This window comes from Pseudoalteromonas sp. Isolate3 (assembly GCF_022398505.1).
GTDB classification, from domain to species: Bacteria; Pseudomonadota; Gammaproteobacteria; order Enterobacterales; family Alteromonadaceae; genus Pseudoalteromonas; species Pseudoalteromonas apostichopi.
In genome coordinates this window covers 68727-85336 of sequence record NZ_JAKEVN010000002.1, presented here as the reverse complement: position 1 = coordinate 85336, position 16610 = coordinate 68727, and the positions used below count along the sequence as shown (strand labels likewise).

General features: G+C 39.6%; 12 protein-coding genes, 4 tRNA genes and 1 pseudogene. 5 read left to right on the top strand and 12 right to left on the bottom strand.

Annotated features, from left to right (window positions below):
* Window positions 1-18: 18 nt before the first annotated feature.
* A complete protein-coding gene (rsgA, locus tag L1D46_RS01225; protein WP_130049850.1) occupies window positions 19-1077 on the bottom strand; it encodes a small ribosomal subunit biogenesis GTPase RsgA in 1059 nt (352 codons plus the stop codon).
* Between the two features lie 122 nt (window positions 1078-1199).
* On the opposite strand from rsgA, the gene orn reads away from it, so the two are divergent.
* From orn to L1D46_RS01200, 5 genes are all read left to right on the top strand, one after another.
* Window positions 1200-1745, top strand: a complete 546-nt coding sequence (gene orn, locus L1D46_RS01220; RefSeq protein ID WP_178926543.1) for an oligoribonuclease — start codon at window positions 1200-1202, stop codon at window positions 1743-1745.
* A gap of 174 nt (window positions 1746-1919) precedes the next feature.
* Window positions 1920-1995, top strand: a tRNA-Gly gene (locus tag L1D46_RS01215).
* Window positions 1996-2080: 85 nt separating this feature from the next.
* Window positions 2081-2156 (top strand) — tRNA-Gly (locus tag L1D46_RS01210).
* 101 nt (window positions 2157-2257) lie between these two features.
* Window positions 2258-2333: transfer RNA gene (locus tag L1D46_RS01205), tRNA-Gly, on the top strand.
* A gap of 172 nt (window positions 2334-2505) precedes the next feature.
* Window positions 2506-2581, top strand: a tRNA-Gly gene (locus tag L1D46_RS01200).
* A gap of 72 nt (window positions 2582-2653) precedes the next feature.
* Here the strand turns inward: L1D46_RS01200 and L1D46_RS01195 are convergent.
* The 11 genes and pseudogenes from L1D46_RS01195 to L1D46_RS01145 all read right to left on the bottom strand — a co-directional run.
* Window positions 2654-2815: pseudogene (locus tag L1D46_RS01195) on the bottom strand (YjbQ family protein); the annotation flags it as partial.
* Between the two features lie 288 nt (window positions 2816-3103).
* Window positions 3104-6289, bottom strand: coding sequence for a type I restriction endonuclease subunit R (locus L1D46_RS01190; RefSeq protein ID WP_239976586.1), 3186 nt, complete (start codon window positions 6287-6289; stop codon window positions 3104-3106).
* Window positions 6286-8877: an AAA family ATPase gene (locus tag L1D46_RS01185; RefSeq protein WP_239976585.1), complete on the bottom strand. Its 2592-nt coding sequence runs from the start codon at window positions 8875-8877 to the stop codon at window positions 6286-6288. Before L1D46_RS01185 ends, L1D46_RS01190 begins: the two co-directional genes overlap by 4 nt.
* Before the next feature lie 9 nt (window positions 8878-8886).
* Window positions 8887-10149 carry a restriction endonuclease subunit S gene (locus L1D46_RS01180; RefSeq protein WP_239976584.1) on the bottom strand — a complete coding sequence of 421 codons (1263 nt, stop codon included), beginning with the start codon at window positions 10147-10149 and terminating at the stop codon, window positions 8887-8889.
* On the bottom strand, window positions 10149-11786 hold the full coding sequence (locus L1D46_RS01175; RefSeq protein ID WP_239976583.1) for a class I SAM-dependent DNA methyltransferase: 1638 nt from the start codon (window positions 11784-11786) through the stop codon (window positions 10149-10151). Before L1D46_RS01175 ends, L1D46_RS01180 begins: the two co-directional genes overlap by 1 nt.
* A gap of 84 nt (window positions 11787-11870) precedes the next feature.
* On the bottom strand, window positions 11871-13148 hold the full coding sequence (locus L1D46_RS01170) for an N-6 DNA methylase (protein WP_239976581.1): 1278 nt from the start codon (window positions 13146-13148) through the stop codon (window positions 11871-11873).
* On the bottom strand, window positions 13148-13744 hold the full coding sequence (locus L1D46_RS01165; RefSeq protein ID WP_239976580.1) for a restriction endonuclease subunit S: 597 nt from the start codon (window positions 13742-13744) through the stop codon (window positions 13148-13150). The genes L1D46_RS01170 and L1D46_RS01165 overlap by 1 nt, the downstream gene beginning before the upstream one ends.
* A gap of 258 nt (window positions 13745-14002) precedes the next feature.
* A complete protein-coding gene (locus L1D46_RS01160; protein ID WP_239976579.1) occupies window positions 14003-14521 on the bottom strand; it encodes an HD domain-containing protein in 519 nt (172 codons plus the stop codon).
* 323 nt (window positions 14522-14844) lie between these two features.
* Window positions 14845-15213, bottom strand: coding sequence for a helix-turn-helix domain-containing protein (locus L1D46_RS01155; RefSeq protein ID WP_239976578.1), 369 nt, complete (start codon window positions 15211-15213; stop codon window positions 14845-14847).
* Window positions 15214-15400: 187 nt separating this feature from the next.
* Complete coding sequence (locus tag L1D46_RS01150; RefSeq protein WP_239976577.1) at window positions 15401-16003, bottom strand: hypothetical protein; 603 nt, start codon at window positions 16001-16003, stop codon at window positions 15401-15403.
* 151 nt (window positions 16004-16154) lie between these two features.
* Window positions 16155-16610, bottom strand: coding sequence for a hypothetical protein (locus L1D46_RS01145; RefSeq protein ID WP_239976576.1), 456 nt, complete (start codon window positions 16608-16610; stop codon window positions 16155-16157).

Here is a 16610-nt window from a genome sequence, read left to right as displayed (position 1 = left end):
TTGTTATTTCCTAAATAGTTATACGCGAGGAGCGCGTGCACCAGCACGGCCGTCGGCCATAGTTTCTAAAATTCGGTGGTAACTGTCAAAACGAAGTTCTGAAATTTCACCATCATCAACAGCTTGGCGAATTATACAGCCAGGATCGTTTAAGTGCTTACAATCACGAAAACGACAGCCACCAATAAAATCACGGAACTCTTTAAAGCACCAAGTAACGCGCTCAACATCTAAATGCCATAAGCCAAACTCACGAATTCCTGGTGAGTCGATAAGGTTACCGCCACTTGGTAAATGGTGTAATCGCGATACGGTGGTTGTATGCTGGCCAAGGCCGCTGTTTTCAGAGACTTCTTGAGTTAAAATTTCAGCGTCGGGTAGCACTGTATTGACTAAGGTTGATTTACCCACACCGCTTTGACCAACAAAAATACTGTTTTTATCTACCAGCTTTTGTTTTAGCTCATCTATGCCATGACCTGTTTTATTACTGACTAACAGTACTTGGTAACCAAGGTCGCGATAGATATCGAGAATTTCATCAATAAAAGCAAGGCCTTCATCGTCTATTAAATCTATTTTGTTAAGTACCAAAATAGGCTCAATACCCATGTCTTCACAGGCAACTAAATAACGGTCAATAATGTTTGGCGTAAACTCAGGAAGCACAGCTGAGACCATTAAAATTTGGTCGATATTTGCAGCGACTACTTTGACACCGTCATAAAAGTCGGGGCGTGTCAGTTGTGAGCGGCGCTCATGAGTTGCTTCAATAACGCCAGCTAAGTCGCCTTCGCTGACTTTTGCACGGCGAAAAATAACCTCGTCACCACAGACAAGGCTTGATACTGTTCGCCGTATATTACAACGTAATACTTCACCTGACTCGATTTCGATGTCGGCATGTTGACCAAATCTACTTATTACAACTGCATTTTCGGCAGGGCCTAAATTATCATTTTGCCATTGCACTGCAGCCCCTTTCTGTTGCTTTTTATCTGCATTAGAGAGGCGTTTTTGGTGATTGGCCTTAATTCGACGTGATTGGCCTTTACTTAATTTCTTTTGTTTTGCCACTTTTGGCCCATAACTTGATTAAATGTCGGGCTTTTTGAAAAAAAAGCTTTAGGTCGACTGATGATACTAATATGATATATCTAAATGCGTTGGATCTAAAGGAAAGCACCGCTAAGGTAACTATGTCTTTTCATAAATCAAATCTTATCTGGCTCGACCTGGAAATGACTGGCCTCGAACCAGCAACAGATAAAATACTCGAAATTGCCACTGTTGTCACCGACAGTGATTTAAACATCTTGGCTGAAGGCCCTGTTATTGCTATTCATCAAAGTGATGAACTGCTTAATGGCATGGACGAGTGGTGTACGACTCAGCACGGACAATCAGGTTTAACAGCTCGCTGTAAAGCCAGCACATTCACTGAACAAGATGCTATTGATCAAACATTGGCATTTTTAAAGCAATGGGTACCTGCGGGTGCTTCGCCTATGTGTGGTAATTCTATCGGCCAAGACCGCCGCTTTATGAATAAGTACATGCCTGAATTGGAAGACTACTTTCACTACCGTAACCTTGATGTGAGTACCGTTAAAGAGCTTGCACGTCGTTGGAAACCTGACGTACTAGCGCAAGTGAACAAAAAAGGTTCACATCTAGCCCTCGACGATATCAAAGATTCGATCATGGAATTAAAGATTTACCAAGAAAAATTCTTTAATTTGTAAAAAACATTTGCAAACACATCGGATTATTGTAGAATCCTGCCCCGCTTAAGACGTTAACCCCCGCGGGGTTGGTATGTCTTTAAGTAATTGAATGCGGCACTAGCTCAGTTGCCAGAACGTTTCACCGCAACCTTCAGGTTGTGCGACAACGGACAAATTACTGACTACTTAAAAGCGGCACTAGCTCAGTTGGTAGAGCGCAACCTTGCCAAGGTTGAGGTCACGAGTTCGAGCCTCGTGTGCCGCTCCAATTTCTCACCAAAAGAAATTGGCTTAAGTTTCGAGGGGAAAGTAACTAACTTGAAGCTTGTAACTTAAAACTAGTAACTTATTGTGCGGCACTAGCTCAGTTGGTAGAGCGCAACCTTGCCAAGGTTGAGGTCACGAGTTCGAGCCTCGTGTGCCGCTCCAATTTCTCACCAAAAGAAATTGGCTTAAGTTTCGAGGGGAAAGTTGAAAGCACCAAGCTATTCCAACTTTTAACTTGAGTCTTATAACTAGTAACTTATTGTGCGGCACTAGCTCAGTTGGTAGAGCGCAACCTTGCCAAGGTTGAGGTCACGAGTTCGAGCCTCGTGTGCCGCTCCAATTTCTCACCAAAAGAAATTGATATAAGTTTCAAGGGGAAAGTTGAAAGCATTAGCTTGAAACTAGAAACTTGTAGCTTATAGCTCATTGTGCGGCACTAGCTCAGTTGCCAGAACGTTTCACCGCAACTTTCAGGTTGTGCGACAACGGACAAATCACTGACTACTTAAAAGCGGCACTAGCTCAGTTGGTAGAGCGCAACCTTGCCAAGGTTGAGGTCACGAGTTCGAGCCTCGTGTGCCGCTCCAATCTCTAATAAATCCCCAAACACTTTTTAAAAAAATTTGAAGTTAAGACATGCTTGCAGCTTACAGCTAGTTTTAGATCTGACCTTGAATCGTGGCGACAATGCGTCTAGTACCACCATGGTCTCGGTGTTCACCTAAATAGATACCTTGCCAAGTGCCTAGCATTAAACGGCCTTGGTTAATTGGAATAGTGAGTTCTGCACCTAATGTGCTGCTTTTTATGTGGGCAGGCATGCCTACCACCGTTACACTTTAATTCATTAAAAAGTTATGAATATGTAGGTAGAGTAAGCATTACAAGCTATTTAGTTATTTCATCATTTTTTGCAATCAAAAGTTATGAATATTTAGGTTGTGTCAAGCCAATAGTATGAATATTTCTTGCTGCCGCATCTATGTTCATATATTCCTGTTTATACATATTAAACTTTGCATGATTGGCTTATGTGGTGAGTGATATCGCCACAAAGCTAAGCAGAAAGGTATTATCTTTCAAGTCATGCAACGGTAACGCCTCTGCACCTAATGCGCATAAACACTTTGCCCTTTGCCAGAGTACTTCTCAAAGATATGCATATATACTTCACTACAAGTTTTCGGCCATAAATCGTCATCGTATGATTCAGGTAAGTTATCTAACACCTCCTCAATCATATTTTTAACTCTTGCCTTAGTGCGCTGTCTCTTTCGCCAGTCGATGACCAGTATATCCTGTATCTTTTCAACAAGCTCTTTTGCAATGGTTTTCACTTCATTCCGCTCTTTTTCATTTAATGGGGCTTCTTGAACCATTAAATCAAATACAGCCAACTCTTCTTCTGATAAGCCTTCTCTGACCGTTCGAGTATCTTCATGTTCCAGCTCATCAATAAACACTTTAAGCCGATTAAAGAATTCTTCTGCTGTGTATGCCCCTAAATTGTATTCCTCAATCAGATCGAGGAACTTCTGCTGTAAGTCTTGCCTTGCTTTGTTTTTTAACACCATAGGCTGCAACTTACGTTCAATTAAATTCTTTAGCTTTTCGGCATCAGATTGCTTTGGCTTTTCAATCGATGCAACCATGGTGGCTAGAGCATCAAAGTCGATGTTAGCGATATTGACAGGTTCAGGCAGGTTGCTCTGAATTTTGATGGTAGATATCGACTCGTCTAAAAGCTCATTTACTTGGTTGCGAACAACATCTAGTACATCTTCATCATCAACTGTTAAACCAGACTTTAAGCGCATTTGTGAATAAATAATATTAATGGCTATGCGATATGGTACATATTGATTAGCGCTATCATCTGGCATGATAGCTTTAAAAATTCGGTTTACTTGTCTGATGAAAGCCGTGAATTCTTCTTTATTTCTTGGCTCAAGCAGTATTTCACTAGCGTTGTCCAATAATGTAAGCTTTGCAAAACCATCGGAAGGCGCTGCCACTATTTCATTTAGGTCGATATTAACACCATTTAAAAATACGATTAACTCATTAATGGCAACGCCTAATGCCGCTACGAGTTCGGATTTGTCTTTAGCTGGGCTATCAACCTTATAAGGAGCTCCTCCTTCTGCCACACCACCACCGTACAACCCCAAGGCTTGTTGTAGAGCGCTAAATATATTTATGTAATCAACGATTTGCCCTGCTGACTTGCCTTCATACACACGGTTAGCTCGTGCAATAGTTTGCATCAACGTGTGGCTCTTTAGTGGCTTGTCCAAATATAGTGTTGAAACAGAAGGAGCATCAAAGCCTGTTAACCACATGGCACAAACGAAAACAATTCTTAAATCATCTTCGGGATCTTTGAATTTCTCATCAATCTTTTCTTTTAAAAAGCGCTCTCTATGCGGTTTGTAATCCAGCCTTTTTTTGGCAAGCCTTTCGTCATCATTTTGACCGCCTGACACCACAACCGCCATATCCACTTTTTCCATATGCTCTATTTGGAATTGCAGCTTATTTAAGCGACTGCCTGAGGCATACTTTGACTGCGACTTTAAGCTACTAAGCTTTGTTTTCCAAGCAAGTTGAACCTTGTCGTACATTTTAATAGTGGTAGCTTTATCAATAGAAACCACCATTGCTTTACCTAACATACCGTCACTGAATGGGTCACGATTTATATAGTGCTCTACCAAGTCGGCGGCTATTGTTTCAAGTCTGTCATCTCTAGTGATGATGTGATACGCCTTAGAAAACTCAGTTTCTAAACGAGTTTCTTGCTCTTCGGTAAGGTCTGCTTGATCAAGTATATCAGCAATATCTTCACCAATTGTATCACTCGATATCGAAACTTCTGGCACACGGTTTTCATAGTACAGAGGTAAGGTGGCACCATCATCAACAGCATCAGCAAAATTATAAATACTGATGTAATCACCAAATACTTCCTGTGTTTTTGCTTCACCAGCCAATAACGGTGTGCCTGTAAAAGCCATAAATGATGCATTAGGCATGGCGTTACGCATATTCATTGCAAGTGAATCGTATTGGCTACGGTGTGCTTCATCGGTAATAACAATGATGTCATCACGCTCAGAAAGCACAGGGAAGTTTCCTTTCTCATCACCCTTAAACTTTTGAATTAAAGTAAAAACAAAGCGGTGATCCTCACCAAGTAATGCCTTCAATTGTGCACCTGAATCTGCTTGGCAATTTTCGGTAACAATACCCGCAGAGTTAAACGTTTTATAAATCTGATCGTCTAAATCTGTTCTGTCAGTGATCAATACAAACGTCCAATTACCCGTATATTTACGAAACGCTTTTTTACAGAAGAACACCATTGAAAAACTCTTACCGCTACCTTGGGTATGCCAAAAGACACCTAGCTGTCCAGCACGTTCTTCAACGTTATTAAGACCCGATAAAGCCTGATTAACACCTAAATACTGGTGATATTTTGCAATGATTTTTACCGTATGTTTGGCTTTTACAAACAGAGTGTAATTTTCAATAATATCTAGTAGGCGGTTTTGTTCACAAACGCCACGTATAACCACTTCTAAACTGACTCGACGCTCTTCTTTTTCGCTTTCGATTTTCTTCCATTCGGCGAAGTGTTCCCACTGACTGGAAATAGAGCCAACCTTAGATTGCACACCATTCGAAAGGATGATGATTTGGTTATAAGTAAACAGCTGTGGAATGGTATTTTTGTAGTCAGATAAATTGTTTTTATAAGCCGTTAACAGGTTTTTATGACTTGCTTTTAGTTCAACAAAAACCAAAGGTAAACCGTTAACAAAGCCCATCAAGTCAGGGCGACGGGTTTCAATTTCACCCGTTATGCTCATCTGGCTACAAAGCAAAAAGTCATTATTGCCTGCGTTTGTCCAATCTATGTATTGAACAACGCAATCTTCTTCATCTTCTGCATTGGTTGTGTACACATAGCCATTAGTAAGTAACTCATAAACTTCTTCGTTGGCTGATATTGGTGTCATTGCACTTCTATCCCGCGCAATCTCATCCATCGCCTCTTGAATAATCAATAAGCTGATATCTGGGTTAAGCTTGGTTAGTGCCGCTTTTAGTCTTGCAAATAAGACCACATCACTACGGGTTTCTCTACCAAAGAATAACGGGTTATCAGCCAAAGATTCATCGTCAAAAGAGCCAAAAACCTCATCCCAGCAAGTTGCCGTATCCCAGTCTAACTCCGAGAAAAGGTTAATTGCTGGTTGTTCTACTAATGCATCTTCCGTGTACGTCATTTTCTTCTCTTATTCAAATCAGATAGTAAACCGCCAATCAGGTCTAAATCAGCTTTAACCTCAACAATAGTCCTAGGACGCTGTTGCAGCCCTGTCGCTGTATCATGCCCTTGAAAGAATGTACTACAGTTCGACATTCCGAGGTCAATAATATCGTAATCTGCTTGGGTTATGTCTTCAATCAGCTTAGTAATACGCTGTGTTTGAATTGAACGCCCAAACCTAGTAACAACATTATTAAATAACTTCTCTTCGACCAACCTTTCCCATGCTTCACGAAGTAAATTGTAAAATCCAAAGCATTGTTGTGAATACTCAAGTTCAGTTCCTGTTCGTTCAACTTTTTCTAAAGATTGATAGGCCGCATTCAATTGCCCAATTCTTGCTTTTATAGGCAATGCATCCCAAGGAGGGGTATAATCAACAATTCCTGTATGCTTACGGTTTCTGTCTAAACGTACTTGTGTAACTGAAGCCCCCGCAACCTTTTCTACGCATTCAAGCAAATACTTATAAAACACAATATCATGAGTGAATACGACCACTTGCCTTTCAAGAGACTCTTCCACCAAGCGTCTTCCAATATCTTCCCGCCACCTATGGTCAAGCGAGTTCACAGGATCGTCAAAGATGACCGCTGAACGCCTGCCATCAGAAATAATTTCCGCCATAAAGCAGGCAATAGCGATACACCGTTGCTCACCTTCGCTAGCAATTTCAGCAACTACGTTGTTACTGCCATCGGTAATTTCTAACTTTGAAAGCTGCTGACTAACTGAGCCTCTTGTTTTTACTTTGACATTAAACCGATCAAACCCAAATTTGTTTAGCTCACCTTTAAAGCACTTCACTAAAGGTTCTATTATTGTCGCTTTGCTCAATTCATTAGCAAGCACCGTTACTGGCGTTGTTTTAGTTTGTGCTTTAATCGCTTCTAGTTTCTTTTCAAGAATATAGCGAGATATATTAGCGATGATACTTTCTTTATTATCTGCAACTAACTTACGATCCTTAAGCTCGGCTAATTCTTGCTCTTTTTCTTTGACTAAAGCACTGTGAGATTCGTCATCTTTATCTGCTAGCTCTTCGATTTCACCAAGTAATGCTTCTAATACTTCCTCGCTGTATTTAACAAGTGCTTCATCAATGTCTGGGAAAGCACTTTCAGCATTAGGGTTTAAAAACTGAGACTTGCGCGATGTAAGTGATTCAACAAACTCTGATATCGAAGTTTTAAAACCATTATCTTCGGTTGTCAGCTCGTCAATAACAGCATAGTACTCATTCAACTCTAATGTCAGCTCAGTGATATTTTTAATTTCTATTTGAAGTGCTTGGCTTGCACTCTCTGCTTCTTGAACAGCTTGGTCTGCAACATACTCCTTAAAAGAAGCCAATTTGGCCGCACTATCGGTACCGACTGTTTGCAAACAAAGTGGGCATGTGTCGGTCTCATCTGGCGGGAATTGAATGTCATTTGTTTGTGATTTTACAAAAGACTCAGCTGCATTCCATAGCGTCAACCACTTTGAGTCACCAATGCCTTCGAATGGCAAATTAGCAAGTACTCTAGTTTTTAGCTCTTGAGCGAGCTCAGCTTTTTCACTCGCATCACTTCTAAGTACATTTAAGTCAGCATAAGCCTTGTCAGATAAAGTATTACTTAACGACCTAAGCTTTTGGGCGAAAGGTTTTATGGTTGCAACCTTTGTATTTAGTCCTTTTTTTAAGCTGGTAACTGACTGGGATTTTAATTCAAAAATACGTTGTTGGAGTGGCACTATCTGGTTAATTTCATCTTCTGTTGCGCAATGCTTTTCAACATCCTCATTCGTCGATTGATGATTTAACTCGTTAACGAATTTACCGCTTAATGTTTCAGAAGAAAATTTTGGTAGTATTTGAACTCCATTGCCTGCCATTAACTCTTCGGTAATCTGCCTTTTTACATAATCTAAAGCATTCGATAGGCTTTCTAGTACCTTCAAAGTAAATGGTTTATAGCCAAGAGCACCTTCTTTTTTGCTTACGTAGTGAGACGCTGTATCAGTATCGAATACTCGAATAGACTTTAGCTTGTCATCGGCTTCAGCTTCTTTAGTCCAATCAATCGTTAACGAGTCACTATCGTCGCAAACGGTTAGTTTAGCTGAAGATTCTTCATCCGTGTTTTCGAAAACATTACCAAGTATCGGGGCAACGTCACCTCTCGTTAAACATGCGTGTTTTAAAATACGGGCATAAGTTGATTTGCCCGTACCGTTATCACCATAAACAATGTTTAAGCCGTTTGAGTTTAGAGCTAGATCTTGGTTTGGCGCTAAAGAGCCAACGTTAACGACATCAGTAATCGAAGAGAGCTTTACCTCTGATACCTCAGAAACCAACCCCGCTGCTGTAACAGGGGTTTCATAAAGCGGGTATAACTCACCTTTATCAATAATCCCATATTCCATTTGTGCGATAGCCCAAATAAGGCGGTGCTGTGCTTCGGTTAATTCACCTTTGGTTAGTGCAAGCTTTACAGCGTGACGCCAAAAAACGGGCTTATCTTTCACCCAATCAACTAGTTTTTCAATCGGCTTCATATAACATCCTTATAATTCAATTTGTCCTGAGATTAGCTTTGGTAACAACATGTCTCGTTGTTGCTTTAGGTTTTCATTTTTGCGGGCTAGAGCTTGAATTTGTTTAAACATAGGATTAGTGAGCTGATGAAACTCATTTAGAATCGATTCATCAGGTAAAACAACTTCTAATGCTTCAAACTTACTTTTGCTAAGGTTTGTCATTGTTGCCCCCGTTGCACCATGATTTTCTATAGTTTTCTTCAAAGCCTTGAGTGCAAAATACATAAACTCTGTATATTTATTAGACTCTGGTACTAACGTGTTTATTTGTTGATTGGTTTGAGATCTTTGAGAACTTAATGCCACAATTCCTGCCGTACCGATACAACTAACACAAATTGACCAACTGGGAATATATTTTGTTTTCTGAGAGTCGGCTCCCACGGTCGATAACATTTCTTTAGTGTTAATAACAAACATTCCACTATGCATGTCAGGTGTTTTTATAAAGGGAACATCTCTGGAGCTGTAGTTTTCCTCTTTTTTCTTACTAGGTGTTTTGCCTGTATTTATATGCCCTATACCTTTAAGACATTTCACTTCCCAGCCCTCAGGAGTTTGACCTAGTGGCGAGTCGACGAGTTTTGGATTGCCGTCAGTATCAAGGTTATCTTCATGGTTTGGATAACGGAAGTTAACAAACCACTCACGATAAAGTGATTGCGCCATATCTTCTAAGATAGCAATACGGCGGTTGTTGTTTTCGATTAGGTTGTCGTAATTGGATATATAGCTAGATAATACTCTCTGCTTATCCAAGGATAACGGCAGTTTTATTTTTGCTCGCTTAAAATCTTTCAAAATCACACGAGGAATCGCTGCTCCTGAAATTGAGGTTGATTTCAAGTATTGTCTTGTAGGTTCTGCGTCTAAATAGAGCCTCAAAAACTCTGGTTCAATAACACTAATATCAGGCCTTAAAATAGCCACAGATGACAAAAGAACTGCGTCAACTGGCTCTCTAACCCTACAGACCGTATCCAGTGCACTGTTGCCGTCTTTCGATATAAGAACGTCGTTAACTTCTGGCTTACAACCTTGTTTAACAAGCTTATTGAAGTCATCTTCGCTAATTACTCTCGAAGATTTAAGGTTTAGACCAAATGGTGTCATATCTTTTACTGACGACATCGGTTTGCCATTTTCAACAGATTTGGGGCTATGATGAGCACCATCAGTAATTTTTGAGCAAACGTCATCTAAAGTAAGTTCTGTCCATGAAGTATTCATTAGACTTTCTCCATAACCTTAGTAACGTTAACCGAAATCATTTTTTCCAGCTCATGAGCCTCAGCATTCAAAACTTCTAATTCTTCTTGAAGTGCTTCTAACTTAGCTACAAAGTCTTCATCATGTTCGTGTTCACCTTCTGCAACGCCAACGTAGCGACCAGGATTTAAGCTATAGCCTTGTTCAATAATTTCGGCTTTAGATGCCACCTTACATAAGCCAGCAATATCTTGATAAGCTAGTTCACCATTTTCGTTGGTAAAGAAGTCTTCTAGTTTAAACTTACCGTCGTTACCAGCATCAGGGTGGGTTTCAAGGTAGGTATTATCAATATCCTGACCACGGTACAAACGTACAATATTGGCGATAAAGTTAAGTTGCTCGCTAGTGTAATCTCGCACAGCACGGGTGACTTGGCGGAAGATATGGCGCGCATCAATAAACAATACTTTATCTTTGTTATGTGCAGGTTTGTTTTTATCTAAGAACCATAACGCACATGGCAAAGTTACGGTGTAGAAGAAGTTGCTTGATACTGCCACCATGACATCAACTGCATCGTCTTCAATTAGCTTTTGTCGGATTTCTTGCTCTGAGCCACGGGCATCACTAGCTGAGTTCGCCATAACAAAGCCTGCACGACCTTTTGCGCTAAGTGCGGTATAGAACATTTGAATCCAAAGGTAATTACCGTTGTCATTACGTGGCATACCGTATGGGAAACGATGTTTATCACCTTCTAAGCGGTCTTTTTGAATTTCATTAACGTTGAATGGCGGGTTAGCCATCACATAGTCAAACTGACCGTGTTGTTTACCATCAACAGTATCACCTTTGGCTAACTCAAATGGGTCTTCATAGTAAGAGTTACCTTCGCGTATATCACCTTGCAAACCATGAACTGCAAGGTTTAGCTTAGATAAGCGAACGGTATCTCCCGTTTTCTCTTGCCCAAAAATAGACAGCTCATCAGAAGCATCTCTATTGTGCTTAATGACAAAGTCAGCAGAACTAATGAACATGCCACCACTACCACAAGCAGGATCAAACACTTTGCCGTGATAAGGTTCAATCACCTCTGTGATCAGCTTAACTAATGCAGAAGGCGTGAAGAACTCGCCACCCCCTTGACCTTCTGTTTTAGCAAATTCATTAAGGAAGTATTCATAAATACGACCAAAAATATCTGAGCCAAGACTGAAGTCGATGTCGTTAAAGTTTTTCAGTAAGCTTTTTAAAATGTCGTTTTCAAAGCGAGTAAAAGTCTTAGGCAATGCATCCTTAATGGCTTCGTTTTCAGCTTCTAGCGCTTTCATTGCATTGTTAACCTTTAACCCAAGGTTAACGTCTCCTTTCAATGCTAATAAGCTTGAATACAGTGCCTCATCAGGCACATACATGGCACCTTCGGCTTGGATCTTTGATTTGATGTCGCCACCACCGCGACGGCGAGAGCTGCCTTGTGCTTCAATCTTACTTTTTGCCAGCGTAAAGCGATATTCAGCGTATTTTAAGAATATTAAGCCAAGTATTGGGCGCGAGTATTCTTGTGCTGTTAGACCTGTATTAGCACGCAGTGAGTCAGCAGCTGACCATAATCGTTTTTCTAATTCTTCTATCTTTTTAAAATCTGTCATTTCTTGAATTCCTTATGTACTTCCCTGCCTGAGGGATAATATATCAAATATGAGTTTGTCTATAAACTAAACAGCACTTCTATCTTATTGATATTTAGATAGTAAAGATGTCAATGTTTGCTGAGACTGTTCAAATTCAGCTTGATAGCTATTTAGTATTTTTAGCTCTTGCGCGATATCTAACTCTTCAACTTCTACTTGTTTTTCGATGTAGCGCGAAATACTTAACTCGTTATTTTGCTGCCTGATTTCAGGTATAAATACCGACTTATAGCGCTCATCATCAGTCAGCTTGCCTGCCGCTAGATCAGCGATTAACAAAGCATCTTTTTCTGATATAACAACACTGTTTTTATTTGGTGTGCCTATTGCGCTGGCATCTACAAATACAACAGGAGAGCCTGCTTGCTTATTTTTATTTAATACTAAGATCACAGGGGCGATGCCTGTTCCACTAAGAACTGAGGCGGGTAAACCTATTACAGCTTCAAGCAACTCATTTTCGAGTAAATGCTCCCTGACTTTGCCATCATAGCCGCCTCTAAACAAAATTCCTTGTGGTAAAACAATATAACCTTTACCAGTTTCATTTAGGTTGCTAAGCGCTTGTTGAATCCACAAGCTATCACCAGAGTTAGCTGATACAGCCTTACCCACAGGGACGCTAATAAAGGGCGCTTCTACTAACATACGACGTTCATCAGCACTAAATTTTTGCGCCATCGGTGGTTCCATTACAACGACATCGAATTGCTGCTCTCTATTAAAAGCTGGCTCTAAAAGAGAATCGGTACTAGCCAACTTGAACTGCCTATTTTCAAGTGTTAATAATCTATAAGCGGTTACGTAAGTGCTATGATTTTTTTCTTCAAGGTAAAGCATTGCAGGGTTCAGGCTTGAAGCAATTCTTGTTAACCCACACGCGCCGTCATATACAGTTCTACTACTACAATCACCAACTAGTGCGCTGAAAATTCTTTCCATACTTTGGTTGGCAGAAAACTCACCTGTAAACTTTCCGAATGTTTGCACATGGTATTCTCTTATTACATTTGCAAGTGACGCAAAGTCGGCAATTGCTGCTATGAATGAAACAACCAAGTTAATGATCTTCGCATCTATCCGATATTGATTTGGTGCAATACATACTTCATTCGGGTGTTTATCTTTTAGAGCCTCCCCAGCTTCTATAAGCATATCTAGCTGCTTAGCATGACCACTATTTGCAATGATCTGAAAAGACTCTGGGTTTTCTTTAGCAATAAATGCGACATAAGAGATCAGCTCTAATGTATGGTTTACTTCCATCGAGCCACGGCAATCATCCATTAAGCTCCATAATTGTTTTGATAAGGCGTCCATTATGCTGCTCCTTTCATTAGTTGACTGATACAAGCGGTAGCAACTCTCTTTTGCTGCTCTGCTAAGTTTATTGTTGACTGATATGCTTGGTTACTTGCATGGAACAGTTCTGCGATCTCATGTTGTTTGCTTAGTTCTGGCATCGCAATTTCAAGCTTTTTAATATTAGATAAGCTAATATTTTTGATTGTTGCACCAGTGCTTGTTGCATCTAAAAGACTTTGACCCTCTGGTGAATTAAAGAAGGCAACTAACACCTCACCGAGTAACTCGTTATTACGTGGTCTTAATAAAATAAAATTGGCAGAGGCGACTACATTAAGCTTGGCAATGCTTGCCGTAACGTAACCAGCTCTGATTGAATTACCTTTCGCCAGCAAAACTACATCACCTTCTTGCAATAAGAAGCGCTGGACATCTTTTCCTTCTTTTAACGTAATTGTGCCTAGTTGCTGCTGGATAATTTCACCATTTGAATTTAGCGAACTACCAGTTAATAAGTGCAGTGCATCTTCTGTATTTTGCGCACTTTTTTCAAATAACGCATTTGTTGCACCAGTAGTTAATTCATTACACAATACCTCTATAGTTTTCATATTACACCCCTTTCGTTTTGGTTGTACGATTTTGTTGGTGGGGTAATACTAGCCTATAAAAAAGACTTTTAGCAAGTGGTTTTTTAATTTTTTTCAATTCGTACAGTTCGTACGAATTGCAGGGTGGCGGTTATATGCTTGTAATATTTAGATTTTTACATTAAAGGGGGGAGGCTAATCAAAAGGAAACACTTAGATAATGCTAGAAGTTTCAACCCATGATCAATTAGTTTGGAACATACAACGAAAATAAGCGTGTCATTTGATGGCTATGGCTCTTCTTTTTAGATATTCATCATACAAAAAGGGGCTTGCGTTTTTGCAAAGTTTAGCAACTTGATCAAGCCAAACAAAGTACTCTGTTAGTCGCTCATTTGACCAACCACAAGGGATGGCCGAAGCATTTGAGCAGATATCAGCAAGCTTTATACGCTGAACAGAGGTTGCTTCACAGGGAAGCTTTTCGAGTATGCTAGCCCTGCGTTCAGTTAATGATAGTGTTTTGTTATCTGTTAATGCTTCCACCATTTCAAGCACACAAATGCCAAATTCATTCGCAATTTGTCCCTTGGTAATTCTTGTATCTTCTAGGCTGTCATGTAAGGCTGCGGCGCATAACTCATTTTCATCTTGAACATGAGCAATATTAACAAGCATATCGACAACTTCGATTAAATGGTTAATGTAGGGTGAGCCATCTGATTTACGCTGTTGTTGAGCATGGTATTGGGCAGCCAACCAAAGTGATTTAGTCAAAAGTGAGAAATGATTCGTCATGGTAGCCTCAAAGTTTTAGACCAAAATTAAGCGTAGACCGTGTTGATGCATTTTGTCACTTAAACAGTGACCGCGAACTTAATTATTTAGAGCATGTACAGTAAGGCTAAAACGCTTGTGTAAATATCCTGTATTAGTTGATAAAAAACCAGCAGATAGGTTTGAAAGATTGGAGCTTGGCTTGGCGGTGCAATGTACCTTTTAATCTACAAGTAACTGGCAAGACGAAACCTTATAAGATATTTAAGCCAGCTTCCTCATTAGCTAGAGAAGAAAAAGTAAATAACATGAGGCCTACTATTCGTAAGTCTAGAGTTAAACTCTTAGCGTGAAAACGGATACAATGGCTGTACGTCACATTCCATATTTTTATAAATGTACACGTCATATTGCCGTTGAAGCTCTAACCATGTTCCCATATAAATTCCTGTCGCTTTTGCTAATCGCTTGGCAAAAAATGGGTCAACACTTACCTTTTCGTTCAGGAAGTTTGATAGGTGTGTTGATGTAATACCTAACCGATCTGCAATTTCTTGATTCGTTAGATCTCCTACACGAACTAAACAATTGCGTTTAAAAAAGTCTGACGGATGTTTACGAAAACCGCCATCAGGACGTTTTTTTAGTTCAAGTTCAGATAAAGGTACATCAGCTGCTTTTTTAATAAAATTGATGTTCATTTTGTTAGTCATTTCAGCCTCCGTAAGATCATTGATATGACTCTAGCTGGGTACTCCTATTACACCAACCTTGGAACCTAGGCAAAAGCAACCAAGTGGTTCCATTCTATTGGAAACGTGGTAAATGGGTTTTACACCAACTGGTAATGCTTAACCAGACCACCGTTAAGAAAACACGGAATACACAATTCTCATAACTTCATATTTGATTCCCTCTGTATGGCCATAAGTATTTAAAAGTTCTTTTGTATAATGCGTCAATATCATCTAAACCTACTATACGCTTGCCATCTATATTTAAAATACCTTGATTTTGGATAGCTCCACTTAATCGCATTTTTAAAACTAACCTAGTAATTATTCCGATTCGTGAATGAAGATCCATGCCGAGAATTTCTAGTCTAGGTAATCTATTAAGCAAGCTATAAAGAGCCGAAGAAGTTTGCGTGGGTATAGGTATGGTTGTGGCTTTTAGTTTTGATTTATCATCGCAATTTTCTAATCTTGTAAGTTCAATTGCCATTAATAAGCGCTTTTCTAATTCATGTTCTATATAAAGAGAAAAGCCAGAAGTGCGCTTGCGTTGCTCTATTGGTTGTGTAAAGAAATGGTCATTGAACTTTAAAATAGAATCTGAAAAATATTGTGCAAAAGTTAAGTCAAAACTCAAAGAGTTTAACTCGTTTATAACCATGTCATAAAGGTCGTTGCTAATTTTGACATCAATAAACAGCTCATTATGCAGGGGTTGTAATTTAAAACAATTTTGCCCTTTGAGCATGTGTTTTCTGGATTGTGGCATATTTAGACCCTTTTCTAAAGAGCCCAGAAAACTGATACGGAAGTGCCAGCGACAGCCCACCAAACTTGGTCTGTACTCCAGTCTCTTTAGTATCAATTAACGACTTAACCTTAGTTCATAGTCTGAAAAAAAGCGAGTGAATGTAATTAAGTTATGATGTGCTTTTAGATATACAGACAACATTACTTATTTGTTTTTCATTTTGCAGCTCATACACCCTAAACATTAAATCATTGACGAGCTTTTTAGCTATTTTTTCTTTCTCTATTGCCTCACTAAGCTCATTCCGATATTTCGTCTTTAACTCACGTTCTTTCTTCAACTTAGACTTTAACTTTTCTATTTCCGAAAGTTCTTCTTTGCCACTTTCTAGCTCCAACTTTAAAGGGTCATACTCAATTTCAAACTTTTTAATTGCAGGCTTGGCTGTTTTTTTGACCCAATCAGCAAATCGTTTGTTGTGTATATAGCTTTTACCAAAACCGGCCTCGTTATTAATTTTATTGAGAGTTAACTTTCCTTTTGCCTTGACTAGATTAGGCTTTCCAATAACTAATCGCTCCAAGGCGGCGTTCAACCTACCGATTGACTTTTCTAATGGTGTCAT

Excerpts from the sequence above, each read along its gene's own strand:
- orn (WP_178926543.1), top strand. The coding sequence starts at position 1,200 with ATGTCTTTTCATAAATCAAATCTTATCTGGCTCGACCTGGAAATGACT.
- L1D46_RS01190 (WP_239976586.1), bottom strand. The coding sequence starts at position 6,289 with ATGACGTACACGGAAGATGCATTAGTAGAACAACCAGCAATTAACCTT.
- L1D46_RS01185 (WP_239976585.1), bottom strand. The coding sequence starts at position 8,877 with ATGAAGCCGATTGAAAAACTAGTTGATTGGGTGAAAGATAAGCCCGTT.
- L1D46_RS01180 (WP_239976584.1), bottom strand. The coding sequence starts at position 10,149 with ATGAATACTTCATGGACAGAACTTACTTTAGATGACGTTTGCTCAAAA.
- L1D46_RS01175 (WP_239976583.1), bottom strand. The coding sequence starts at position 11,786 with ATGACAGATTTTAAAAAGATAGAAGAATTAGAAAAACGATTATGGTCA.
- L1D46_RS01170 (WP_239976581.1), bottom strand. The coding sequence starts at position 13,148 with ATGGACGCCTTATCAAAACAATTATGGAGCTTAATGGATGATTGCCGT.
- L1D46_RS01165 (WP_239976580.1), bottom strand. The coding sequence starts at position 13,744 with ATGAAAACTATAGAGGTATTGTGTAATGAATTAACTACTGGTGCAACA.
- L1D46_RS01160 (WP_239976579.1), bottom strand. The coding sequence starts at position 14,521 with ATGACGAATCATTTCTCACTTTTGACTAAATCACTTTGGTTGGCTGCC.
- L1D46_RS01155 (WP_239976578.1), bottom strand. The coding sequence starts at position 15,213 with ATGACTAACAAAATGAACATCAATTTTATTAAAAAAGCAGCTGATGTA.
- L1D46_RS01150 (WP_239976577.1), bottom strand. The coding sequence starts at position 16,003 with ATGCCACAATCCAGAAAACACATGCTCAAAGGGCAAAATTGTTTTAAA.
- L1D46_RS01145 (WP_239976576.1), bottom strand. The coding sequence starts at position 16,610 with ATGACACCATTAGAAAAGTCAATCGGTAGGTTGAACGCCGCCTTGGAG.